This is a genomic window from Alkalihalobacterium chitinilyticum, from assembly GCF_029028005.1.
Taxonomy (GTDB): Bacteria; Bacillota; Bacilli; order Bacillales; family Bacillaceae_F; genus Alkalihalobacterium; species Alkalihalobacterium chitinilyticum.
Window position 1 is genome coordinate 213,929 of record NZ_JAOTPO010000002.1, and the last position, 25,115, is coordinate 239,043.

Sequence of the window (25,115 nt, forward strand, 5' to 3'; positions counted from 1 at the left end):
ATGGGGGAAAACGCTGATCGATTTTTGGCAGCATTTAATTCAATTGAAAAAGCACTAAAAGATCAACTAAATATGCATCGTCATTTTTCTTTTTCGCGAATGATTGATGGCGCTAAGAAGAAACATCCACTCGTTGCAAAATATGAAATGGATTTAAAAAAATTTGCAGAACTCAGAAATGTCATTGTTCATGAACAAACTGCACCTGATTTTGTCATTGCAGAGCCTCATCCTGGGATTGTTCAAACGATTGAAAAGATCCATCGGGAATTAATTAGTCCTGAGATGGTCATTCCGAAGTATAAACGACAAGTTAAGACGTTTAACATCGATGAGCCACTAGAAACTGTATTAGGAACGATTGAGCGACATGCCTATACGCAATTCCCAATCTATGAAGATGGGAATTTTAAATGCCTTCTTACCAATTATGGTATAACCGCATGGCTGGCGCATCATCGTAATCAATTTGCTTTCGAAGTGGATAAGGTAAAGATTTCAGATGTTATTATTTATGAAAAACATATGAATAATGTGAAGTTTGTTTGTGTGAATAAATCAATTTATGATGTGAAAGAATTGTTTCTACACCATATCGATAAAAAAGTGACACGACTTGAGGCAGTGTTGATTACGGAAAATGGGAATCCAAATGAGCCATTGCTTGGGATTGTAACGCCATTTGATGCAATTCGCATCCCATAAAAAAGTTATTTATTTTGGTTTATTGTCGACGTTATATTATAATGGTAGAGGATTATAAATTTATTTGTTTTAGGAGGATAACATGTATACAGGTTTATTACATACCCATTCCAGTTCATGGGCGATAACAGTGTTATTATTTTTTATTGCTTATTTCTTAATTAAAGCCAATAAAGAAAAGGGAGCAAAAATCGTTCATATGATTTTACGCCTATTCTACGTGATTATGGTTCTTACAGGAATTGGACTATTAATTCAGTGGAATTTTGCATTCACATTCGTATTAAAAGGTATTTTGGCTATCTCTTTAATATACTTTATGGAAATGATTTTAGTTCGTACGAAAAAAGATGCATTAGCAGGCAAAGGACCTTACTATTGGATTATGTTTGTTGCTACATTAGTCCTTGTTGTTCTAATCGGATTTAATGTAATTGCATTCTAATTGAAAAGAAGCAGACTCCAATGTGGGTCTGTTTTTTTATTTTGGAAAAGCTGTATATGGAACGGTGTTTAATATTCAGGTGGATCATTATGCCTTTTCCTACTTTTTTTTCATGTATGAAGTGACGTTATTGACTTAACTGTTTGAATATTTACACCTATTTTACAAATTAGATATTTACAAACGAACACTAATTGGTTATAATTTCCTTTGTAAGAACAATAACTATTAAAAGGAAAGGGGCTGAACAAAATGATGAGAGCAGTAAAATCAACATATATCTTACAATTAAATACTTTTATCATACGTTTGGTTCCTGGATATAGACTGTTTTCTATTTAATGTATTTTCTTTTATTTTGTTATAGAAAGCCACAGGTCAGAGGCCGACCTGTGGCTTTTTCTATATATATTGACTTATAAAATACAAAAAAGGAGGTAATAACAATGATGATTGTTCAATGTGCTGTAATTAACTGGTATGAAAAGGTGAAAGGCCTCACCTAATCATGTTTTATGAAAAGGAGGCAGTAAATTATGACGATTCAATTTTTATTTTTCACAATTACGATTACAAAGCGTAAACAAGCGGGACGTGATATAGAAAAATATTACAAACGCGAAAAAAGTGAAAAACGAATGCAAGATACAATTGACCGTTATCGACATATGCGTCAGTATCTCTAATATAAACATCAAAAAAGAGCGTTCTAAAATGAACGCTCTTTTACTATTACCATTAAACGATACGCTTACGAATTTGGGCACTGATGGTGTCAATAATCGTTACGACGATAATTATGACAAGTAAAATCATTCCTACTTCATCCCATTTACGGTTTGCAATGGAAATGGTAATTAAAGTACCAATTCCCCCCGCACCGATAATTCCTAAAATCGTAGAGGCACGGACGTCAATTTCAAATCGATAGATCGCATACGATAAAAATTCAGGAATAATCTGAGGTAAAACTCCGTAGAAAAGAACCTGTATTCGATTCGCTCCATTTGCTTGAAGTGCTTCCACAACATGCATGTCAATTGATTCAATAACTTCTGAGTAAAGTTTTCCAAGCATCCCAATCGAACCGATTGCAATCGCTAAAACGCCGGCAAACGGTCGTGGACCAACAGCAGCAACGAACATTAAAGCTAGTACTAACTCAGGAAACGCACGGATACCGTTTAAAGCACCTTTAGAAAGGTTGTTTAATACTTTGTTCTTGACCATATTACTAGCGGCAAAAAATCCAAATGGAATTGCTAAAATGGCAGCTAGCAGTGTTCCTGTGTATGCCATTTGTAAGGTTTGCCACATTAAGCCCATGACTTTTGGAAAGGCACTCCAATCTGGTGAAAAAAGTTGTGGAATGACTCGACCAAAATTGTTTATTGTTTGTTGACTGAAAATTCGCTCCCAGCGAATATCAATGGAAACAAACGTCCAAGTATATAGAGCAATGATAGCAACTGCAATAAGAATGTTACGAATAATCTTCTTAACCGAACGTTTTTTCTTCGGTGGCATAATTAGTTCCATTAGACAATTCTCTCCCTTATCTTATTACTAATGTAGTCAATGATGATTACAGCTAAGAAAATGATTAGAATAATCGTCATGACTCTCGGGTAATTGAAGAAACTTATTTGTTGCTGAAGTAATAAGCCGATACCACCAGCTCCGACAAAACCTAAAACAGTTGAGGCACGAACGTTTACTTCAAAAACATACAAGCTAAAGGAGACGAATTGTGGTAATACTTGCGGAAGTACCGCATACCAGATTACTTGAATGGTATTTCCTCCAGATGCACGGATAGCATCTAGCGGGTTCATATCAATGGCTTCGATTGTCTCATACATTAATTTTGCGAGAAGACCTAGAGAAAAAATAAATAGAGCGATAATCCCAGGGAAAACACCTACACCGAAAATACCGACGAAAATAATGGCTAGTAAAATGTCTGGTATTGTACGCAAGACATTCATAATAAAACGTACAGGTTGGTGGATCCAAGGACTCGGGAATAGATTTGCTGCTGATAATAAGAAAATAGGGACACTCACAATGGCAGCAAGAGTTGTTGCAATAATTGCCATATGGATCGTTTCGGCTAGCTTGTCCCAAACTTGTGGTGCATACGACCAGTTTGGTGGGAATAAATCAGTTAAGATCCGCTGAAAGCCGCCCCAACCCTTAATAAGGTCAACGGGTGTTGAACGTGTAGCCCAAGATGTGTAAATATATATACCGACGATAGCTATGAGAATAATCGTCATTCGTAGCTTCGCTCTTGAGGAAACAACGCTTTTTATTTGGGGATTACTCATCTTCTTGACCCCCTACAAGGTCATCCTCTCGAATTTTTCGACCGTAAATCTCTTCAAATGTTTGTTCAGATACATCACTGGCAGGTCCATCAAAAACGACTTCTCCTGCACGCATTCCAATAATACGATCAGCATATTCCATCGCCATATCGATAAAGTGGAGGTTAACTATTGTTGTGATATTGTCTTCTTTGTTTACTTTACGTAAATACGTCATTACTTGATGTGAAGTTGGTGGATCAAGACTTGCAACCGGCTCATCTGCCAGAATAATTTTAGGTTGTTGAGTTAGCACACGCGCAATAGCTACACGTTGTTGTTGTCCACCGCTTAATTGATCTGCACGACTATATACTTTTTCAGCAATGTTGACACGCTCAAGGCTGCGATAGGCTAGTGAAACGGCTTCCTTAGGGAAGATGTTTAGTAAACTAGCAATCGTACCTGTATGACCTAAACGACCTGATATAACATTCTTCATTACAGTGGAACGTTTTACTAGATTGTAGTTTTGAAAGATCATCCCTACTTCAGTACGAAGCTTTCTTAGTTTGCGCTGGTTATATTTTAGAATATCCTCGTTATCAATGAGTAATTCACCATCTGTAGGTGTAACAAGACGGTTCATACTACGAATAAGAGTGGATTTTCCTGCACCAGACAATCCTACAATTACTACAAACTCACCTTGATTTATTTTAAGGTTTACATTTTTTAATCCTTGCGTACCATTAGGATAGACAAGTGATACGTCTTTAAATTCGATCATTTCTTTCCCTCATTTCGTAAGCTTTGTAGAAGGTGTTTGGCCCCTCTTCTTATGTTCTATTCATATAGGACATAAGAGGAGGGGAGAAGTTAACTTCTCCCCTAATACATTTTTTAATAGTTTAATAACTAGTTAGATTATTTTAACATGTCTGGGAAAACGGCAGCTGTTTCACGAACTACATCGTAGTCGCTGTCAGAAGCTGTATCAATACCAGTCCAGTTATAAACTTCATCCATAATTGTTAACATTTCTTCGTCATCGTTAAATGCCATGAATGCTGCAACGATAGCATCTCTTAACTCTTGAGGTAGGTTAGTATTTAAAGAGATTGTGTCGTTTGGAATTTCAGCAGTGTAACCAAGTACACGAAGATCTGTCATAGCTTCAGGATAGTCTCCTTCAATTGCTGTACGAGCATCATCGAATGTTGTTGCAACATCTGCATTTCCTTCTAGTACTTGAATTAAAGCGTTATCATGACCACCAGATTGGATCATATCAGAAAAGAAACCAGCGATGTTCTCTGAATCAACACCGTATTCGTTAACTAATTGTGCAGCAGGGAATAAGTAACCACTTGTTGAAGCAAGATCTGGGAAAGCCCAAACTTTTCCTTCTAAATCTTCAATAGATTGGATGTCTGAATCTGTACGAACTGTGTATTGAGCTTTATACGTTGAGCTACCGTGACGAATTGATTTTAATACAGCTTCAATGTTGTCATAACGGTCAGTAGCTAATACGTAACCGAATGCTGGGATGAAACCAATATGTACTTGGTCATTACCCATTGCTTCTACTAATGCTGTGTAGTTAGTCATAACTTCACCACGAACGGTTACACCTAACTCAGCCGAAAGACGGTCTGCAAGAGGAGCAACTGTGTCTGCGATGTTAGCTGAATCTTGAGAAGGAACAAATCCCATCACTAGTTCAGCAGGGTAATCCGCAGCTGGTGCTTCTTCAGTAGTTTCTGGTGTGTCTCCACCAGCAGTTTCTTCTGGAGCAGGAGTTTCATCAGCTGTTCCACAGCCAACTAGTGCAACACTCATTGCTACAGCTAATACAAATGAATAAATTTTCTTCATTTCTTTTTTCACCTCTGTAAGAAATTTGTAGTACTTTGTCATTATGCAACATAATTCAAAAAAAATCTATAGGTAGTACGAACATCTTTAAACTTTCTTAAAATAATTATTCGTATCTTAACGAAATTTACGTTAAATTTACAATAGAATGGTTTACTTCATCAGTGAAACCTGTATATTAGGTATTATATTTGTATGTTATCTTTTTTCTAATATAATTCTTTCGAGGTGAATATAATGAAACACATTTTTAAGGATAGTCAATTAATTGTCTTTGATTTGGATGGAACACTTTACGAAGGTACAGAGCACTTTGACTATTATGCGAGACATTTAATGAATAAACTGGCTAATGATGTTCAAGACACTTTTTATAAAGAATATGAACAAGCGAAATCTGGGAACCATGTCGTACAAATTGGTAAAGCCTATGATGTGAACCGCGATGTGCTTCTCTCCATTGATCCGATGAAGTTGACGGTAACGAAAGTGGAAGAGTGGGACGGCACGGTTTGGGGCGAGGAGCAGATAAAAACTTTCTTTCCTAATGAAGTCAACTTTGATTTTGAAAATATCGTAGCTATAGGAGATGGGTGGTGGCTTCCTTTTACTGTGGCTAAACATTACGGAATAGACGATTGTTACAGCAGCTATTTAGCAACTAAGGAATATATGGTCACTGAAGCATTTGAACTTCAAGCCATTCCTGGATTAAAAGAGTGGATCCTTGAATTACAAAACCAGGGGAAGACGACTGTATTACTTACAAATAGTGATAAAGAAGATGTGTTAAGGCTACTAAAAGAATTAGAACTTCTTGACGTATTTACACATATTGTTTCATCTGCAAGAAAGCCATCGTTTACGGTTGATATTTTCAGGCATTTAATGGATCAGTATGATGTGAAAGAAGAAGAGGTAATCTCTATTGGGGATAATTTTATTAATGAAATCGCCCCTGCCCTTTTACTTGGGATGAAAGCCATTTACATACAACCACATGAAACAGATCTTATGGAAACGAACACTCTTCAAATTGTCAATAAAATCTCAGAATGTTTTAAGTAAGGTAAGAATAGTAGAAAGCTAGAGACTCTATTTATTAAGTCTCTAGCTTTTTCTTTTTATAAAGTTCAGTAATCAGGTTTTGGTGCTGCGAATAGATTATAGCCATTAAGATTAAGAGGACACCCATCCATTGAAGAAGAGAGACATACTCTTTTAAAACAAGGACAGACATGATAACAGCTGTTGGTAATTCGGCAGCCCCGAGAATTGTTCCTAACCCTGTACCGATTTTGGGGACACCGACTGCAAATAAAATCGTCGGTAACACTAATCCAAAGAAACCTAATGGTAGAGCATAGATCCACAGACCTTCTTGTATTGCACCGCTTAAAATAAAAGTCGGCGGAAACAGAATTAGCGTTAAGATCATTGCACCTGTAATAAATAAGAAACTTCTCGTCATTGGATGAACAGATAACGCTACTTTTCCGCTTAAAAAAATAAACCACGCAAATGAAAAAGCCGCAATTAACCCGTAAATGAGACCTGTGAGTGTCACTTCGCTGGTTACTTGTAAAAGAGGTCCTGCTGCAAGTAATGTTCCAACCAAGATAATGGCTATGGATATTAATTTTGTTTTGGAAGGCCATTTACGATCAGTAACCGCTTCAATGAATACCCCAATCCAAGTAAATTGAAATAATAAAATGATGGCTAACGAAGCGGGGATGGTTTCTAAAGCTAAATAGTAAAAAATTCCTGTTAAACTCGTTGTCGTTCCGGCACCAAGTAATAGGAAGAAATGCTTCCGGGATACTTTTTGTTTTCTTATAAATAAGAATAAAAGTAATAATAAAAACCATCCGACCAGAAATTGACTGCTGATGACTTCACGGTGAATAAACCCTTGTTCATATGCAAGTTTCACAAAGGTCGATAGTATTCCATAGCTGCATGCTCCAATAAAGACGTATAACGAATATTTTAATTTCAATTGACTTAACTCCTTTTCATAACGGGTTAATCTTATCGAAGGCTGGAAAATTGATCAAGTAAAAAACTTCTTCATAAACCGAGTTGTAAAAAGAAATAATAGTGAAATGACTGAAAACTAGACCAAAAGTAATAATAAATACTACTACCATGTTGTAAAATAGTAGTTGTGTATTAGTCAGAATTTTTGTAAACTATTAGTTATAAAACTATTTTACTAAAGGATGTATATCTGAAGTGATCATGAATGATCATTCATTCATTTTTTATTTCAGCAAAGTTAAGGGGGCACTTATATGTCAATAATAGATAAAGAAGTATATGCCAAAAGGAATAAACTAGTATCTAACCTCCTTTGGGGAGCATTTTTACTTGGGTTAATAAGTAACTTCATTAGTGACGTACCTATGGGAGGAATTATTGCCTATACTGTCACAGGTATGTCTCTATCCATCTTTTTTTCAGTAATGGCCTACAAAAAATTGTTGCCGTATTCTTTACAATATTCTATTGCTGTTGGACTTGGTGTGTTAACTTTTGTCATGGGAGTAACCTCACCGAAACTATCGAATTATTTAATGGTTTACATAGGACTTGTATTTATAACGTTATTCCATAATTATCGCTCGATTGCCTTATCTGGAGGAATTGGGTTATTGTTGACGAATTATTTCTTCTTTACATTGAGAGACAGCATGTTTATTGGGCAAGAAAATAATATTCTCATTTCATTAAATGTTTTTGTCATTATTATTACGGGTGTTTTAATTGCTCAAGCTCGTATTGGTGAGAATATGCAAAAAGATGTTCAAACAAAAGGAGAAGAAGCATTACTGGGTAAACAAAAAGTAGATCAGTTGCTAGCAAAAGTGACGAATTCTGTGAACGTCATTACAGAGTTTAGTCAACAAGTGAAAACGAATATTGAAGCCACACAAAAAGTTTCAACTGACTTAACATCAACTTTTTCCGAAGTGGCTAGAGGAGTAGAAACACAAGCTTCAACTGTGAGTGATATTAATGAGTCAATGGGTGATAAGAATACTGCTGTTCAAAATGTTTCAACACTAACACAATCTGCCAAGAACATTGCGAATGAAACGCTCAACCATACGAATAGAGGCAACAAGCAAGTCAATGAGTTAAGTCGAACGATGGATAATGTTCAATCTGTGATTACTTCAGCAGCTGTAGTTATGAAGGAATTAAACGAACAAAGCCAAAAAATCAGTACCATCCTAACAACAATTAGCGATATTTCAAATCAAACCAACTTACTAGCACTGAATGCTTCGATTGAAGCGGCCAGAGCGGGTGAACATGGACGAGGTTTTGTTGTTGTCGCAAATGAAGTGAAACGTTTAGCTGAAGATTCACAACGGTCAACAAAAGAAATTGAAACGATATTACAAGACATTAAAACTAAAACAGAGAAAGTGACAGAAGAAGTTCAAAAAGGCGAAGAAATTGTTGGCGAAAGTATAAAAGTAACCGAAGATACAGAAGTAAGTTTTAATGAAATTTTAAGAAATACCGAAGAAGTGGTTTCTTTTAGTCAAAAATTAGAGGATATGGTGCTTCTTTTAGAAAATGCATCTAATAAGATTTCAGGTGAATTATCTGAAGTCACGAATGTGACACAAGAGTCGAGTGCAATGGTGGAAGAAGTATTTGCAAGTGTAGAAGAGCAGCACCAATATATAGTAGAAATTATTGATAGTTTTAAAGAGTTAGAAGGCTTAACAAAAGAATTAAATGCACTAGTCAATGAGTAAGAGAGAGGACCTTCCTTTCTCTTTTTAATTTTTTAGTTAGTTTTGGAAAGGTCTCTTGTGACTGCTTCCTCTTTACGAAAACTAAAGAATAACGAACAAGTAGTTTGAGATCCTTTTATTTTTGATAAAGTAGGTGCAGTTTCATATTTTATTCATAATTTCCTATTATTATATAGTGGTGTTTGATTGCTGAATGTCCTTTTTTTTTGTACTATTAAGAATAGAGTTTATGACGAATAAGCTTAATGAGGGTGAACGATGAAAAATAACATAAAACAAAACGAAAATCTTTTATTTGCAGCATGGGGCGTCTCATTGATCGCTACGATTGGCAGTTTGTATTTTTCGGAAATACTCAGTTTTATTCCGTGTGAACTCTGCTGGTATCAACGCATTTTCATGTATCCTATTGTTATCATACTAGGAATTGCTGTGGTCAAAAAGGATACAAAGCAAGCCTTATATTCTGCTGTATTTTCAGGGATTGGCTTAATCATTGCGTTTTATCATTATTTAGTGCAAAAAGTACCAGCGATGACAAAACTTGATTCGTGTGGGCTAATTCCGTGTGCAAGTCAATATATTAATTGGTTCGGGTTTATTACGATACCATTTTTAGCTTTAGTTGGTTTTACGATTATTTTTGTCATTAGCGTCGTTATATTAAAAACAAATCAGGGGAGATAGAAGCCGATGAAGAAAATCATTATTTTTTTAGTCGTCGTTGTCGGGATTTTTGCGGCTCTAGCAGTTGTCAATAATGCTTCAACGAGTAAAAAGGTTGAAGGAAATCCATATGGAAAGTCTAATCTTAACCAGTTAACAATCAATCAATTAGATGATCCTAATTATCAAAATATTATTTTACCGGACGAACTTACATCGTCTTTAGAAGATGGGGAAAGTATGACGGTGTACTTTTATCAGCCAACATGTCCTGCATGTGTAGAAGCATCTCCAATTATTGTACCGATGACTGCGGACATGGGAATAGATTTAAAACTATATAACCTTCTTGAGTTTAATGAAGGTTGGTCAGGGCACAATATCCAATCAACACCGACGATTGTTCATTATGAGAATGGACAAGAGCTTGGAAGAGTGGAAGGTTTATATTCAGAAGAAGAATATCGTTCTTGGTTTGAACAAGTGAAGGCTTTAAACTAAGGTGAAACAGGGGAGACTAACAGTAGACGTTAGTCTCTTTTTGTGGATTTCACAAACTCATCACAAATGTATGATACTTTAAAACGAAGAAACGATTACTGTAAAAATAGGTGATGAAAATGAAGAAAAAATTAATTATAGCTGTTTTGCTATTCGTGTTTGTCTCAACAGGCTGTCAACAACTTCACCTGACTCTACCAGATAAACAGCCGCTCGTAATGGTGACACATCTCAAGGATAAAAAGCTTAGTTTTGTTGATTTGGAGTCCTACGAGGTGGTTTATTCCGAAGAGTTTCCATTTGAGATTCATTCGCTTGAAACGATCGGACCGAATCAAGTGGCAATTGCCGGGAAGCTGGAGGAAGAAGTATTACTGGTAGATTTGCATTCAGGAAAAATAGAAACGTTACTTGAATTTGGTGCAGGAATCACGAGTATGAACGTGGATGCGCAAGAACAACTTTTATTTATTACAGACGCGAAAGAAAATCAATTACATGTTTATCAGTTAGAAAATAAACAAAAGCTCATCTCAATAGATGTTGAACCAAATCCAATTCAAGCTAATTTAGATGATAATGGAGAACTATTATTTGTCCTTAGCAGCGGAGAAACACCAACGATAACAGTCATTAATCGTTTAAATAATGAAGTAGAATTAACTTTCCCTGTGTTAGAGTTGCCAACTGATTTATTTTTTGACGGGAAATACCTATGGGTGGCCGGTCATGGGCACTTTACAAATTGGAATGAAAGCATTGAGGCATATGATCCGCTTACAGGTGAAAAAGTGAAAGAAGTTGATGTAGGTCTAATGCCAATCTTTATTTATGATGATGCGATAGGAGATCATTTTTACGTATTATGTCACGGCTCTAGCGATTTGTATGCAGTTGACCGTAACACGTATGAAGTTATGGAACGAGTTGTTGTCGGGGATAACCCGCATTATATGAGTGCCACGTTACAACACCTTTTTGTAACAGGTTTAGATGGTAATGTCTTATCAGTTATTGATCGTAAAAATTATGAAGTAGTAACGGAAATCGAATTGGCTGCTGGACCATTTGGAATTGCTATAGGAGAGTTTGAAAATGAGTAGAAAAACAATATTAGTGGTTGATGATGAAAAAGAATTAGTAGAGTTAGTTACTTCTTACTTAATAAAGGAAAGCTATCACGTATTAAAAGCTCATGATGGGGCCGAAATATTTCCTATTTTACAGCGAGAAAAAGTAGATTTAATTGTTCTAGACGTTATGATGCCGAAGATGGACGGCTATACAGCATGTGAAAAAATAAGGGAAAAATGGACAATGCCAATTATTATGCTAACGGCAAAAGGCGGTGAAATGGATCGCGTGCAAGGGTTAAAAATTGGCGCAGATGACTATGTTGTTAAGCCTTTCAGCCCTAAAGAATTAGTAGCTAGAATTGAAGCACAACTCCGGCGGATAGAACTAACGACGAAAAAGGCTTCTGCTATACGGTTTGGAGGTCTTGAAATTGATACTGAAGGAAGAACCGTTATGGCAGATGAACAAAACGTGACATTGACGAGAAAAGAGTATGATTTACTTTTATATCTTGTTGAACATGAAAAGATGGTATTTAGTCGGGAACAAATTCATGATTTCGTCTGGGGAATGGATTACGAAAAAGGAACGTTTCGAACCGTTGATACACATATTAAAACACTGCGTATCAAATTAGGAAAGTATGGAAATTGGCTTAAGACGGTTTGGGGTGTTGGATACAAATTTGATGGAGACAATGAATGAAGAAGGGCGGGTTAAAGCAACGGATCTGGATGTCCTTTATTCTCCTCATGTCCTTAACTGTAATAGCAACTTTTGTATTGACATATTTTTTGTACGAAAAGTTTTATGTTGAAAAACAGATCTCGTTATTACAACATCATGGACAAGCTGTTGCCACGCAATATGATCAGTTTTCAGAGGCTGAACTAATCGATCAAATCGCCTGGCTGGATACTGTGTTAGAAGCGAATGTTATTTATACGAAAGATCCCATGTTACTAAGTGGCGGACTTCCATTTGAGATTGAAATAGAAGAAACATTAATTACGTTTGAAGAGCGACAAGTGTTATTAGAAGGTGAAACACTTATACTAATCCGGGAACACCCAAGGTTTGCTCAAGATATTGTAGCAGTAGTTATCCCTATTCAGGGGAACAACGGACTAGAGGCGGCCCTCTTTTTATATATGCCTTTAGCTGCAGTGTATGAGCCGTTTGAGTCGATCCGCTTTATTCTCATTGGATTAGTGATGCTCACACTCATTTTTATTAGCGTAATTACTCGGAAAATTACAGGTTTTTTTATTCATCCGATTGAAAAAATGATGGAAGTCACAAACCAGATGGCAGATGGCGATTTTTCTAAACGTGCAAATATTAATAGAAAAGATGAACTGGGCCAATTAGCTACGTCTATTAATCGAATGTCGTATTCACTTGAACAAGTAGAGTCGAAGCGTAGAGAGTTCCTATCTAATGTTTCCCATGAACTGCGAACACCGATTAGTTATATGAAAGGATATACAGAGGCATTAGAAGAAGAGATGATATCGCAAGAAAAATATATTGATACAATGAAAAAAGAGACTGCCTATATTGGCAGGCTTGTACATGACTTGTTAGATTTAGCACAATTAGAAGGTGACTCTTATCCAATAACAAAAGTACCGTTGCCTTTCGCACAGCTTATTGAAGATGTGGTCGAAAAATTTGAATGGCATGCTAAAGAAAAGAAGATAAATATTCAAAAGAATTTAGATGAAGAGATTATTGTTGAAGGTGACGAAGACCGTTTAGTTCAAGTCATTTCCAATGTGTTGAATAATGCAATACGCTATAGTAGAGAACATGGATTAATTAATGTTGTTCTGTCTACAATTAACGATGAAGCCGTACTTGTAATTACCGATGAAGGGGAAGGAATTCCGGAAGAGGATGTAGAGAAAATTACTGAACGGTTTTATCGAGTAAATAAAGGACGGACACGTAGTGAAGGTGGAACAGGTTTAGGACTGGCCATTGTTCAACAACTAGTGAAACTGCATGATGGCAGACTGATGATCGATTCTGAAGTCGGAAAAGGTACAGCCGTTTCTATCGCCATCCCACTATTTGATTTTGAGTAATTACTGATAAAAACAGGTGAAACAAAGTGTCTAATTAAATGTTCAAAGATTTGTTTGAGAGATTTCAAAGTTTTATCACAAATTCAATATAACGTATATGAAGACGAAACAGTAATCTAAAGGTCTTTATATGATCATAGAAGGAGATATTAAAAATGAAAAAGAAATTAAGTATTATTGGTTCTGTTCTATTATTAGGACTTATGACAGCCTGCGGTCAAACAGGAGATGATGGACAAGCTAATGTAGCTAGTGGTCCATGTGAAAATCCACTTGTTCCGATTGAAGTTGATTTTACTTGGGACCCAGAAACAATAGTTAGTGATGAAAGTATCCAATTCACTGCTCATGTAACCCACGATGGATTTAATGTAGAACAGGCCGATGACGTTCAATTTGAAATATGGGAACATGCGAACCCAGATTACCACCATATGTTAGAAACTGAAAATCAAGGGGACGGTTTATACACATTAGACTGGACGTTCCCAGAAGAAGGCGTATATTATGCTTATTATCATGTGACAGCTTGTGCGATGCACCGTATGGAAAAGCAGATGGTGGTCGTAGGAGATGTGGATGTAGAAGCGATTACAGCTCAACCAGATACAGTAACAACTAAAATGGAAGGTCATGGTGAACACGGAGGGCATGATGAGCAAGATGAGCACCAAGATCACGAAGACCATGAAGGCGACGATGAGCATGAACACGATCATCATAATAACGATGAAGAAGAAGATGAACACAACCATTAATCATATTTAGAAAATGTTCTAAAAGCTTAGAGAACGAGTGATGTTCCCTAAGCTTTTTATGTTTTTAGTCTCTGGAACCTTTCTACTAGAAATCGTCAATTTATTAGTAATTATTTTATAGAATTTATTGATTCGACTATATTCTTAAGTGAGATTAGTTTATTATATGGTTAAGTAGGCTCTTTTAGTGTTACTTTTTTACTATGTATTATGGTATGATTTAATTGTTTACTATACTTAGATTTTTAGAATTTTAATGTGTTGTATCAAGTTTGTAGAACTGATGTTTATATAACAAAACTTCGTTAGACTAATATGTTGAGGTGAAGATAGTCTTGAGTACTTCAGAATACTTAGATGTGTTTATCGATGAGAGCCAAGAACACTTACAGTCATTAAATGACAACTTACTATTATTAGAGAATGAACCTGGCAATTTAGCTATTGTTGGGGAAATTTTTCGATCTGCACATACGTTAAAGGGTATGGCAGCAACGATGGGTTATGAAGATTTAGCTCATTTAACACATAGTATGGAAAATGTACTAGATTTAATAAGAAACCAAAAATTGGAAGCGACAACAGCTGTTTTAGATGTTGTCTTTGCAGCAGTAGATGACCTAGAAGCAATGGTTAATGACATCGCTTCAGGTGGAACAGGTAAGCGTGATGTTGCAAATGTAACAGAGTTACTAGATCAAATTGAAAAAGGTGGCGTACCTTCACAAGTTGCGGCTACTGTAGAAATGACAAATGTTGTTGAGGCTGAAGAAGGAACAGTCACAGCAGCTTTTGATGTTTCCTATGATCAGTTTGAGCTTACGGTTCTGACGCAATCGCAAGAACAAGGCTATCAATCGTATCAAGTAAAAATTTCTTTAGATGAGCGGACGATGCTAAAAGCTGCTCGTGTGTTCATGGTATTTGAAGTACTTGAACAAGTCGGTGAAATTATTAAATCGAATCCAAGTGCAGAAGACCTGGAAGAAGAAAAATTTGACTTAGAATTTGTCGTCACCTACATTTCCAAAATTGCTGGAGACGAGATTATTAAGCGAGTAAATAAAGTTTCAGAAATTGTTGATGTACAAGTTCATCAATTAAATCTGGAAGAATTAAAGAGAGCATCTTCTGATAAAGAAGCTGGTGTTGTTAAAGCAGAAGCTGAAATAGTGGATAAGCAAGAAGTTGTCCAACAAGTACAAGAAACGTCTGCGGAAGATAAAACAAATAAGAATGGAAGAAAATCCACTGACGGAAATAAAACCATTCGAGTAAATATTGAGCGACTAGATGTTTTAATGAACTTATTTGAAGAACTAGTCATTGATCGTGGGCGTCTAGAGCAAATTGCTAGTGATTTAAAAAATAATGAGTTGAATGAAACGGTTGAAAGAATGTCGCGGATCTCTGGTGATCTCCAAGAAATAATCTTAAATATGAGAATGATGCCAGTCGAGCAGGTGTTTAACCGCTTCCCGCGTATGGTTCGCAGCTTATCGAAAGATTTAAATAAAAAAGTTAATCTTCAAATCCATGGTGCTGAAACAGAGCTAGATCGAACGATTATCGATGAAATTGGAGACCCGCTCGTTCATTTAATCCGTAATTCGATTGACCATGGGATCGAGACTCCAGAAAAACGACGTGAATTAGGTAAACCAGAAGAAGGAACCGTCAACCTTAAAGCGTATCACAGTGGAAATAATGTGTTTATTGAGATTGAAGACGATGGAGCCGGTATTAATCGTGATAAAGTTTTAAATAAAGCACTGACTAATGGTGTCGTTACTGAAGAAGAAGCAAGTAAAATGACAGATCAGCAAATCTATGGCCTCTTATTTAGAGCTGGTTTTAGTACAGCTGATAAAGTGACTGATGTTTCAGGCCGAGGTGTAGGTCTTGATGTCGTTAGGTCTACTTTTGAATCATTAGGCGGTGTAGTAACCGTTGATTCAACGCTAGGTAAAGGATCTGTTTTCTCCATTCAATTACCGTTAACACTATCTATTATTGATGTTATGTTAATAGAAGTAAGCGATGAAAAATATGCAATCCCGCTGTCTTCGATAGTGGAGACGGCAATTGTCAACAAACAAGAAGTGTATAGTGCACATAATCAAAAAGTAATTGACTTCCGTGGGAAGGTAGTACCTCTCGTATTCCTTAAGGATATTTTTGAAGTTCCTGTAGAACAAGAGGAAGATGAAGAGTTTTATTCTTTAGTTATTGTTCATAAAGGCGATAAAATTGCAGGACTTGTTGTTGATTCTCTAATTGGACAACATGATATTGTGCTTAAGTCACTAGGAAACTATTTGACAAATGTATTTGCAATTTCAGGTGCAACTATTCTTGGAAATGGTCAAGTAGCTTTAATCGTCGATACAAATGCACTAATTAAGTAATTACAAGGATGGGAGGCAAACCCTGATGTCTGTTGAAAGTGCAGTAGGAAATGAATTAAAAGTCATTGTTTTTCAGTTGAAAGACGAAGAGTATGCGATTGAAGTAGAATATATTCAATCGATTGAGAGAATGCAACCTGTAACGCGTATTCCTAGAACATTTCATTTTATTACAGGTGTTATGAATTTACGCGGGGTTATTACTCCGATTATCGACTTAAGAAAACGATTCGGTATTGAGCCGAAAAAATCGGATGATGCTACACGAATTCTAGTCATCTCTAAAGATGATATTGAAATTGGTTTTATTGTAGACGGGGCTAATGATGTGATCGATATTCCTATAGAGAAAATCGAACCTACTCCTGAAGTAGTCGGCGGTGTAGAAGCAGACTATTTAAGGGGAGTCGTAAAGCTTGAAAACCGTTTATTTACATTATTAAACATAGATAAAGTAATTGCTAATGTTGATATTTTAAGCAAGGAAAAATAGTGTGAGGTGTTAAAATGACTTCTGTATTAGTTGTAGATGATGCTGCTTTTATGAGAATGATGATTAAAGACATTTTATCTAAAAATGATTTTAACGTTGTCGGTGAAGCTGCTAATGGTCAAGAAGCAGTAGAAAAATACAAAGAACTAAATCCAGATATTGTAACAATGGATATAACAATGCCTGAAAAAGACGGTATTGAAGCGTTACGCGACATCAAAAATATTAATCCAAATGCTAAAGTAATTATGTGTTCTGCGATGGGGCAACAAGCCATGGTTATCGATGCGATTCAATCGGGTGCCAAAGATTTTATCGTTAAACCATTTCAAGCGGACCGCGTAATTGAAGCTCTGCAAAAAGTTGCGAACTCATAGTAGCAATTAGAAGGAAAGTACTACTCATAAGAGAAGCTGACATCGAAAGTGATGTCAGCTTCTTTGTAATGTTATTAATAATACTCTTCGCATGTACTTAAGCATTTTTTTAGTTAATAATTTTTTTAAACTTCTCTAATTCTTCTGACGTACCTAATACAATTAATAGATCTCTTGATTTAAAGCGAAAGTCAGATTTAGGATTGCCAAAGAAATCTCTTTCCCGTTTTACAGCAACAATTGTAATACCGTATGTCCCTCTGACATTTAATTCAGCAATTGAATGATTTAGGAAAAGTGAAGAGGATCCTAATAAAATTTCTTCAACGTTATATTCATTTTCATGATCGTGAAAGATCGTTTCAATATATTCTATGCTGATTGGCTTCAATAAAGATAAGGCGAGCTTTTGTCCACCGATGCTGGCTGTGTTAACGACTTTGTCAGCACCTGCTCGATATAACTTCGCTTCAGATTCTTGTTTATTTGTTCGACAAATCACTTGTACGTTTGGATTAAGCCCTTTAGCTGTTAATGTAATAAACACATTGTCTGCATCATTGGGAAGAGTTGCTATTAATCCTTTAGCATGTTGGATTCCCGCATCAAGTAAAGTTTGATCTTCTCTGCTATCCCCTTTAATAAATAATCTTCCATGGTCAAGCTCCTGCTCGATCTTATCATCCATTTCAATTAGAACAAAATCAATTCCGACGTGTTCCAGTTGTTTAGCTACTTGTATGCCGACACGACCGTATCCGCAAATGATAATATGGTCTGTCAATTTTGATAACTTTTTTTCCATTTTACGCTTACCTACTTTATTAAATATTTTCCCTTCAATAACAAATGCTGCAATAACTGCAAGTATGTAAGTTGCCAGGCCGATTCCAATCGGAATGATGATAAAAGTAATAATTTTCCCACCTGGAGTTTCTGGTGAGATATCTCCATAACCAATCGTTAGTAAGGAGACTACCGTTAACCATAGCGCATCGTAGAAATGAAGTCTTTCTGTTAACATAAATCCTACCGCACCAATGAGTGTTACAATAGTCATTAAGAGCAGTGAATAAATTACGTTTTTTTTCAACATAAAAAAATGGCTCACTTTCACTAGTATAAACAAATTATACTATTAAAAAAGTCTTAGCTTAAAATTGAATTTGAAAGTTTTAGAAACAAATTGTGCATGGAAGTGGCTGTTTAAAAGGTTAATAAAAACAGAACGATATGATGTTTTATTAGATCTTCTAAGGGGAAAAAGGAGAAATATTTATTTATTAAATTTTTATTTGTGTGGTTGACAGGTAGTCTGACTTCATGTAACATCAACAAGGTAATTGAATAATGTTCCTCGTTAGGTGAGGCTCCTGTACGGAGATACGCTGCTGCCCAAAAATGTCCAAAGACGCCAATGGGTCAACAGGAACCATCGAATTAAGGTGGTTTTTAATGTAGCTGGTCATAGACCTATGCCGTACAGTGCTAAAGCTCTACGATTGAAGGAATGGTAATGAACATTTTTTTTGGTATGCTTATATAATAAGTATGCGTAATTTTTGTTGAATTAACACCTTCTCTCGTAGAAGGTGTTTTTTGTTTTATTACTAAATACATAAAAATGGGAGGTGTTGTGGAATGGATAGTAGTCCCGAACCTGATTCGACAAATTGTGGTTTATTAATACAGACAAAAGGAATAATACAAAAAAAAGGGAGAGCCCCACTTCACCCCCAAGTAGTAGTAGTATGGTGGAATTAGTTCTCCTCACAAGGAGGAAACGACCGTGGTTAGACTAAACGAACAAACACGAGAAGAATACGTAAACCATATTCTTCAAGTATTAAAAGAAAATGACAAAGAGCAATTTAGAGAGGCGTTTCTTGAATTACATCCAACAGATCAAATGGATATATTCTCTAACTTAGAGAAAGACCAACGCCAACTAGTTTATGTCTATCTTTCAGCGGCTGAATTTGCTGAGGTATTCCAAGAGTTAGAAATTGAGGATCAAAAAAGAATTGCACTTGAATTAGAAGATGACTTCATTGCAGAAATGTTTAACAACATGTATGCCGATGATGTAGCGGATTACCTTGCTGAAATTAAAGATGCCAAGGCGAAGGCCATCTTAAGTGCAATGGATAAAGAAGATGCTGATGACGTAAAAGAACTATTATCGTATCCGCCAGAAACCGCTGGTGCGATTATGACAAAAGAATATATTTCAATTAGAGCGACACAAACAGCAGCTGAAGTAGTTCAACTTCTACGTGAACAAGGCCCTGATGCTGAAACAGTTTATTATCTGTATGTCGTTGATGAGAAAGATAAATTAGTTGGGGTAATTTCGCTTCGTGACCTGATCATTGCACCAACCAATGAAAAAATTGAAAACATTATGAGTTCACGTGTTGTTTCGGTTGAAGCACATATGGACCAAGAAGAAGTAGCAAAATTAATTAAGAAATATGATTTCCTTGCGGCTCCTGTTGTTACAAGTACAAGCGAGTTAATTGGTATCGTCACAGTTGATGATGTTATGGACGTCTTAGAGGAAGAAGCAACAGAAGACTTAGGTGAAATCTCTGCAGTTAGAGGTGCAACAGATGTGAACGCAACTGCATTTACATCTGCTAGAAAACGTTCACCATGGATTATTTTATTAATGTTTTTCGGTCTTATAACAGCAGGTGTTATCGGTCAGTTTGAAGAAACGTTAGAAGAAATTGTTTTATTAGCGGTATTCATACCGTTAATTATGGACTCGGCTGGAAACACAGGTACACAGTCACTAGCAGTTATGGTTCGTGCATTAGCGACAGGTGCTCTAGAAAAGAAAGGTCTTTGGTCAACGATCAAGCGTGAATTTGGTACAGGATTAATGTTAGGTTTAATTTGTGCAGCTGTGTTAATGGTATTAGTCCCATTCATTTATGGAAGTTATATGCTAGCGTTTATCGTAGGTATTTCACTATTCTTTACATTAAGTGTTTCAACAATCATCGGGGCGGTTGTTCCTGTCATTATTAATAAATTAAAACTCGACCCGGCGATTGCTTCAGGGCCATTCATTACAACAGTAAACGATATTTTAGGTTTACTTATTTACTTCTCAATCGCAACATCTTTAATCAATTACCTATAATAAAAAAACCGGTGCCAGGCACCTTTAGCGAACTAAAGGTGCCTGGCACCGGTGTATGTACAGAGAATAATAAGCAAAAATATAGAGATGGGAGGTAGGTGTTGATGGTGCTGCCATATGAAGTATTTATCAAACTGTCGGTTGCTCTTATGCTTGGGCTTCTAATAGGGATTGATCGACAACTCAAACATAAACCTCTTGGATTAAAGACAAGCATGGTCATTTGTGTTGCTAGTTGCCTTATTACCATTGTATCTATTGAGTCGTTCCATCGTTATGCATCACCTACCTTTAACGCTATGGACCCAATGCGATTAGCAGCACAAATTGTTAGTGGTGTTGGTTTTTTAGGGGCCGGTGTTATCTTAAGAAGAAGTAATGATGTCATTTCTGGTTTAACGACAGCTGCGATGATTTGGGCAGCATCTGGTTTAGGAATTGCAATAGGAGCAGGGTTTTATGCGGAGGCCTTTTATGTAGTTATTCTATTGATTGCAGCGGTGAATATATTACCTCTATTTGTTAAGCGGTTGGGACCAAGCACATTAAGCAAACGTGATGTCGCTGTTAAAATCGTGATGGAACCAAACATGAAAATGACAGAGCTCCTGCAAGCGATTGAACGAAAAGGGGATAGCTTAAAGCAACAAAAAAAATATGAAATTGATATCCGAAATATAAAAATTAGAGATTTAGAAAATGGAAATCAACAAATTGATTTAACGATTTCAGCGCCTGAAAAGCAATACACGACTGAAATTTACTATTTATTTAAAAAAATCGATCATGTATTAACTGTCGACGTGGAACATTTATAAAGCAAAATGCTTATTGGGGAGCTTAGCCTTTAAGCGAAGGCAGAGGTGTAGTTGCCTTATCTCAATTTTTAATACTATTGACGAGTCGAAAATACTTTATTGCTTACAATGTATAAGTTATTAATGGGTAAAAAATAAGCCTCTGTGAGGGGAGGTACCAAATATGGTGATGCTTAATTTAAAAAACCGTGAAGAGTACACGTTCTATTTACATTTATATTTAAAACAAGAAAAGAAAGAAGAATTCCGTAGAGATTTCCTGGAACTTCATCCAACGGATCAAATTGAAATTTTTCAAGAGTTTAGTGAGATGAAACGGCAAGTAGTCTACAATTATTTAACCATAGAAGAATTTTCGGAGATTTTTGTTGGTTTGCCTGTGAAGCAACAAAAAATCGTTATTGCAGAATATGATGAACATCGTGTTTTAACGTTGTTAGAGGAACTATCAGCAGATGATGTAACCGATTTTTTAAGCGAAATACCTGATCATATTGCCAATTATTTTCTTGACCGTATGAATAAAACGGATGCGGATAACATTAAAAGGCTATTATCTTATCATGATGATACAGCAGGGTCCTTAATGACAACAGAATTTATTACCGCATTAGAAACGGAAACCGCACAAAGTATTCTTCAAAGGTTAAGGATAGAAGCAAAAGATGCAGAAACCATTTACTACATTTACGTTATTGATGAGAAAAGAACCTTAAAAGGTGTTCTGTCTTTAAGAGAATTAATCTTAGCTGAACCTGCAATAGCTGTTGAAAACCTGATGAAGAAGCAATTTATTTCTGTTTTGCCTACTACCGATCAAGAGCAAGTAGCTGATATTATTAAAGACTATGATTTAATTGCGGTGCCTGTTGTAACAGAAAAAGATGTCATTTTAGGAATTGTAACTGTAGATGATGTAATGGATATAGTTGAAGAAGAAACAACAGAAGATATTGAGGATTTAATGGCTACAAGGGGTTCGGTTGATATTGAAGTCAGTCCATTATTAGCGGCCAAACGTCGCCTGCCTTGGTTAATCATCTTGATGATACTTGGTATTGGTACAGCAAGTATCATCGGTCAATTTGAAAGCACCCTTGCTGAGATGGCCATTTTAGCAATATTTATTCCGCTAATTGCCGATATGGGAGGAAATACAGGTACTCAATCTTTAGCAGTTGTCGTTAGAAGTATTGCACTTGGTAGTTTAGAACAACATAATGTATTTCGTAAATTACTGAAAAGAGAAGCGATAACCGGACTGTTGATGGGAACTACATGTGGTATCATTGCTTTTTTTATCGCCTTACTTTTTGATATTAGTGGAATGTATTTTGGAATAATTGTTGGTATTTCTTTGTTTTGTACGATCGTTATTTCAACGATAACAGGGACGATTATTCCTTGGATCGTTCATCGTTTTAAAGTAGATCCAGCAGTTGCTTCAGGTCCATTTATTACGACTATTAATGATATTGTTGGATTGTTCATCTATTTCTCAATTGCAAGTTTGATGCTTCAATATTTGTGATTAGGAAAAGAGTAAGGGATGGTGCGTCGCACCATCTCTTTTTGTACTTTTGCTATATTTCATAAAGTTCTAGCTGAAGGAAGGGGTTAGCAAAGGGTATTGGCTGTACAGTCCTCCTAGATATTTCCTAAAGTGCGCACTAATCCACTGTATTGGTAACGGGATTACCTAAATCTATTTGCGGCAGCCACCAGCATGGCTGAATACACAAAATTCAATATCGCCCTAACTGTAAACAGCGCCAAATGACTTGGAATGAATGGAGATATTCCTACCGCCCCTTATTGTAAACTCTCAGCATCTACTTTAATTACCCCATTTAACGATTTGACGGCATAGTATATATCTGTCGTATAAAATTTTTTATGAGCAGATACAATACATGTGATAATCAGATCGTCCGCTTCTTCTTTTATCTTGACTTGTTTTATTCCAAAACTTTTTGCTTTAATTTCCTTGAGTAGTGTTGTTAAATCTGTCGTTTCTTTGATGTACAGTTTGACTTTAATTTCTTTTTCATTTAGTTTTTTGGGGCCTAGCTTATTAAAGAAATATGGGATTACTTTCATGCCTAAAATAATAAAAAATACACCAGTAAGAGCTTCGAAATAAAACCCCGCACCAATTGTTATCCCTAATGCTGCTGAGGCTAGGACTAGTGCAGCTGTAGTTAGTCCTGAAATGGCTTCATTGCTTCGGCGCAGAATGACACCAGCACCTAAAAAACCGATCCCGCTAATAATATAAGATGGTATACGACCGGGGTCCATTGGGCGTGAATATTCCTTAGAATATAAGAAAGCGGATTCAAACGATACTACGGTAAGTAAACAAGATATTACAGAGACAATTAGACAAGTTTTTAAGCCTAACGGTTTACCTTTTAGCTCTCGTTCTAATCCAATAACTAACCCAGCTATAGCGGCGAAACTTAACTTTATAAGTATTTCAAAATTAAATTCAGTGAGTAATATCTTCTTCACCTCCCCTAATACTTTTTAAAACTGACTATTATATAAATAATATAAAATAAGGAGAAAAATATGACCTTCCTCTAAAAAAAGTCTCATTCATCATTCTTGATCATCAATAAATTTGCACAAAAAAAGAACGAGCAAATTTATCGATTCGCTCATTCTTATTTACCATCTAAACTTTCGCAGGGACAAGTATTAATGGGCAAGGGGTTAAATGAGAAACGCTATAACTAACACTTCCTAAGGCTTGCCCAACAACAGGTCCCATACCACGCGTTCCCATTATAATGGCTTCTGCCTGTTGTTCTTTTGCTTCACTCGTAATTTCTATCGACGGCAAGCCAACTCGAATTTTAGTTTGGTACGAGATAGTTTCATCTTTAAGAATAGGTTCCACTTTCTGAAAAATTCGGTTCGCTTCATCTTCTTGAATTTGAATCATCTCTTTTTCTGAAAGCAAATGAGCTGTAGCCTCGTTATACTTGGGTTGGACATTTAATAGTAAAAGATTAGAGTTAAATGCTTTCGCTGTTTTTACAGCGTAATGAACAGCTTCAAGTGCATATGTAGAGCCGTCTACAGGTACGATAATTATGTTTTTGTCCACGTTAGAAACCCCTTTTTAATCATTAAGATAATTCAAGTTTATCATAATCAGATGATTAACAGATACGGTCATTTGTGAACAATTTACTTCACTCCATTTGCAAAACAGTTTGTAATGTATTCTGTTACTTGATTTTTTAAGTTGACATTTAAATAGTGGTTTTGTCCTTCATATCCGCGGCAAAAATAGTTGTAATGTGAAAAGGTTCCATCATTTTTTCCCGGATGAACCTGTAATTCATTTTGCTTCATATAACGCTTAATCACTCCTAATTCTTTACTGAGTTGATCAAGTACAGTCGTTGTAAGTGTTAGGTAGGAAGGTTGCAGCTTCAATGGTAATGCTTTTAGCCGCTCTAAATCTTTTTCTAACGCTTTTCGTGCAATTGTTAATAGCACATAATGATGTATCGCTTTTTGCTCATCTGTAGTAATCATCATAAGCTATCAAGCTCCAATCTGAGAACGTTCGTTTGTATTTATTATATGCAAACAAATGTTCCTTTACAACTATTAATTTCTGGAACAAAAAACCGAGGATGCAAA

Annotated in this window: 26 protein-coding genes and 1 riboswitch; of the genes, 17 read left to right on the plus strand and 9 right to left on the minus strand. The window is 36.0% G+C overall.

Annotation, left to right across the window (positions count from 1 at the left end):
* The 3 genes from N7Z68_RS03715 (at position 1) to N7Z68_RS03725 (ending at position 1,836) form a co-directional block, all read left to right on the plus strand.
* Entirely contained in the window at positions 1-705 is a 705-nt protein-coding gene (locus N7Z68_RS03715; RefSeq protein WP_275117110.1) for a CBS domain-containing protein, read from the plus strand.
* An 82-nt stretch (positions 706-787) separates the two neighbouring features.
* Positions 788-1,150 (plus strand): YisL family protein, encoded by a 363-nt coding sequence (locus N7Z68_RS03720; protein ID WP_275117111.1) that lies wholly within the window; start codon positions 788-790, stop codon positions 1,148-1,150.
* A 536-nt stretch (positions 1,151-1,686) separates the two neighbouring features.
* On the plus strand, positions 1,687-1,836 hold the full coding sequence (locus tag N7Z68_RS03725; RefSeq protein ID WP_275117112.1) for a YrzI family small protein: 150 nt from the start codon (positions 1,687-1,689) through the stop codon (positions 1,834-1,836).
* A gap of 52 nt (positions 1,837-1,888) precedes the next feature.
* Here N7Z68_RS03725 and phnE (N7Z68_RS03730) read toward each other — a convergent pair whose 3' ends face one another.
* The 4 genes from phnE (N7Z68_RS03730) to N7Z68_RS03745 form a co-directional block, all read right to left on the minus strand.
* A complete protein-coding gene (phnE, locus tag N7Z68_RS03730) occupies positions 1,889-2,689 on the minus strand; it encodes a phosphonate ABC transporter, permease protein PhnE (RefSeq protein WP_275117113.1) in 801 nt (266 codons plus the stop codon).
* On the minus strand, positions 2,689-3,480 hold the full coding sequence (phnE, locus tag N7Z68_RS03735) for a phosphonate ABC transporter, permease protein PhnE (protein WP_275117114.1): 792 nt from the start codon (positions 3,478-3,480) through the stop codon (positions 2,689-2,691). Before phnE (N7Z68_RS03735) ends, phnE (N7Z68_RS03730) begins: the two co-directional genes overlap by 1 nt.
* Complete coding sequence (gene phnC / locus N7Z68_RS03740; RefSeq protein WP_275117115.1) at positions 3,473-4,249, minus strand: phosphonate ABC transporter ATP-binding protein; 777 nt, start codon at positions 4,247-4,249, stop codon at positions 3,473-3,475. Before phnC ends, phnE (N7Z68_RS03735) begins: the two co-directional genes overlap by 8 nt.
* Positions 4,250-4,386: 137 nt before the next feature.
* Positions 4,387-5,340, minus strand: coding sequence for a phosphate/phosphite/phosphonate ABC transporter substrate-binding protein (locus N7Z68_RS03745; protein ID WP_275117116.1), 954 nt, complete (start codon positions 5,338-5,340; stop codon positions 4,387-4,389).
* 237 nt (positions 5,341-5,577) lie between these two features.
* Between N7Z68_RS03745 and N7Z68_RS03750 the strand changes: the two genes are divergently transcribed.
* Entirely contained in the window at positions 5,578-6,408 is an 831-nt protein-coding gene (locus tag N7Z68_RS03750) for an HAD family hydrolase (RefSeq protein WP_275117117.1), read from the plus strand.
* Positions 6,409-6,442: 34 nt separating this feature from the next.
* On the opposite strand, the gene N7Z68_RS03755 is transcribed toward N7Z68_RS03750, so the two are convergent.
* On the minus strand, positions 6,443-7,342 hold the full coding sequence (locus N7Z68_RS03755; protein WP_275117118.1) for an EamA family transporter: 900 nt from the start codon (positions 7,340-7,342) through the stop codon (positions 6,443-6,445).
* A gap of 295 nt (positions 7,343-7,637) precedes the next feature.
* Between N7Z68_RS03755 and N7Z68_RS03760 the strand changes: the two genes are divergently transcribed.
* The 10 genes from N7Z68_RS03760 to N7Z68_RS03805 all read left to right on the plus strand — a co-directional run bounded on the left by N7Z68_RS03760 (position 7,638) and on the right by N7Z68_RS03805 (position 17,486).
* A complete protein-coding gene (locus N7Z68_RS03760) occupies positions 7,638-9,116 on the plus strand; it encodes a methyl-accepting chemotaxis protein (protein WP_275117119.1) in 1,479 nt (492 codons plus the stop codon).
* Between the two features lie 258 nt (positions 9,117-9,374).
* On the plus strand, positions 9,375-9,803 hold the full coding sequence (locus N7Z68_RS03765) for a disulfide oxidoreductase (protein ID WP_275117120.1): 429 nt from the start codon (positions 9,375-9,377) through the stop codon (positions 9,801-9,803).
* A 6-nt stretch (positions 9,804-9,809) separates the two neighbouring features.
* Positions 9,810-10,283 carry a thioredoxin family protein gene (locus tag N7Z68_RS03770; protein ID WP_275117121.1) on the plus strand — a complete coding sequence of 158 codons (474 nt, stop codon included), beginning with the start codon at positions 9,810-9,812 and terminating at the stop codon, positions 10,281-10,283.
* 119 nt (positions 10,284-10,402) lie between these two features.
* A complete protein-coding gene (locus N7Z68_RS03775; RefSeq protein WP_275117122.1) occupies positions 10,403-11,386 on the plus strand; it encodes a YncE family protein in 984 nt (327 codons plus the stop codon).
* Positions 11,379-12,065, plus strand: coding sequence for a response regulator transcription factor (locus N7Z68_RS03780; RefSeq protein ID WP_275117123.1), 687 nt, complete (start codon positions 11,379-11,381; stop codon positions 12,063-12,065). Before N7Z68_RS03775 ends, N7Z68_RS03780 begins: the two co-directional genes overlap by 8 nt.
* A complete protein-coding gene (locus tag N7Z68_RS03785) occupies positions 12,062-13,450 on the plus strand; it encodes a sensor histidine kinase (protein ID WP_275117124.1) in 1,389 nt (462 codons plus the stop codon). Before N7Z68_RS03780 ends, N7Z68_RS03785 begins: the two co-directional genes overlap by 4 nt.
* A 155-nt stretch (positions 13,451-13,605) precedes the next feature.
* Positions 13,606-14,208 carry a FixH family protein gene (locus N7Z68_RS03790; protein ID WP_275117125.1) on the plus strand — a complete coding sequence of 201 codons (603 nt, stop codon included), beginning with the start codon at positions 13,606-13,608 and terminating at the stop codon, positions 14,206-14,208.
* A gap of 335 nt (positions 14,209-14,543) precedes the next feature.
* Positions 14,544-16,616 carry a chemotaxis protein CheA gene (locus N7Z68_RS03795; protein ID WP_275117126.1) on the plus strand — a complete coding sequence of 691 codons (2,073 nt, stop codon included), beginning with the start codon at positions 14,544-14,546 and terminating at the stop codon, positions 16,614-16,616.
* Positions 16,617-16,641: 25 nt separating this feature from the next.
* Complete coding sequence (locus N7Z68_RS03800) at positions 16,642-17,109, plus strand: chemotaxis protein CheW (protein WP_275117127.1); 468 nt, start codon at positions 16,642-16,644, stop codon at positions 17,107-17,109.
* Between the two features lie 14 nt (positions 17,110-17,123).
* A complete protein-coding gene (locus N7Z68_RS03805) occupies positions 17,124-17,486 on the plus strand; it encodes a response regulator (RefSeq protein WP_275117128.1) in 363 nt (120 codons plus the stop codon).
* A gap of 109 nt (positions 17,487-17,595) precedes the next feature.
* Here N7Z68_RS03805 and N7Z68_RS03810 read toward each other — a convergent pair whose 3' ends face one another.
* Positions 17,596-18,582, minus strand: coding sequence for a potassium channel family protein (locus N7Z68_RS03810; RefSeq protein WP_275117129.1), 987 nt, complete (start codon positions 18,580-18,582; stop codon positions 17,596-17,598).
* Between the two features lie 253 nt (positions 18,583-18,835).
* A riboswitch (M-box (ykoK) riboswitch) is annotated at positions 18,836-19,000 on the plus strand.
* A 275-nt stretch (positions 19,001-19,275) separates the two neighbouring features.
* Between N7Z68_RS03810 and mgtE (N7Z68_RS03815) the strand changes: the two genes are divergently transcribed.
* The 3 genes from mgtE (N7Z68_RS03815) (at position 19,276) to mgtE (N7Z68_RS03825) (ending at position 22,986) form a co-directional block, all read left to right on the plus strand.
* Positions 19,276-20,637 (plus strand): magnesium transporter, encoded by a 1,362-nt coding sequence (gene mgtE, locus N7Z68_RS03815; protein WP_275117130.1) that lies wholly within the window; start codon positions 19,276-19,278, stop codon positions 20,635-20,637.
* 104 nt (positions 20,638-20,741) lie between these two features.
* Complete coding sequence (locus N7Z68_RS03820; RefSeq protein WP_275117131.1) at positions 20,742-21,455, plus strand: MgtC/SapB family protein; 714 nt, start codon at positions 20,742-20,744, stop codon at positions 21,453-21,455.
* A 163-nt stretch (positions 21,456-21,618) separates the two neighbouring features.
* On the plus strand, positions 21,619-22,986 hold the full coding sequence (gene mgtE, locus N7Z68_RS03825; RefSeq protein WP_275117132.1) for a magnesium transporter: 1,368 nt from the start codon (positions 21,619-21,621) through the stop codon (positions 22,984-22,986).
* 281 nt (positions 22,987-23,267) lie between these two features.
* Here the strand turns inward: mgtE (N7Z68_RS03825) and N7Z68_RS03830 are convergent, their stop codons facing one another.
* The 3 genes from N7Z68_RS03830 to N7Z68_RS03840 all read right to left on the minus strand — a co-directional run bounded on the left by N7Z68_RS03830 (position 23,268) and on the right by N7Z68_RS03840 (position 25,010).
* Complete coding sequence (locus N7Z68_RS03830; protein WP_275117133.1) at positions 23,268-23,969, minus strand: MgtC/SapB family protein; 702 nt, start codon at positions 23,967-23,969, stop codon at positions 23,268-23,270.
* A gap of 166 nt (positions 23,970-24,135) precedes the next feature.
* Positions 24,136-24,570, minus strand: a complete 435-nt coding sequence (locus N7Z68_RS03835) for a universal stress protein (protein ID WP_275117134.1) — start codon at positions 24,568-24,570, stop codon at positions 24,136-24,138.
* Between the two features lie 83 nt (positions 24,571-24,653).
* Positions 24,654-25,010, minus strand: a complete 357-nt coding sequence (locus N7Z68_RS03840) for a YhjD family protein (RefSeq protein ID WP_275117135.1) — start codon at positions 25,008-25,010, stop codon at positions 24,654-24,656.
* Positions 25,011-25,115 lie beyond the last annotated feature (105 nt).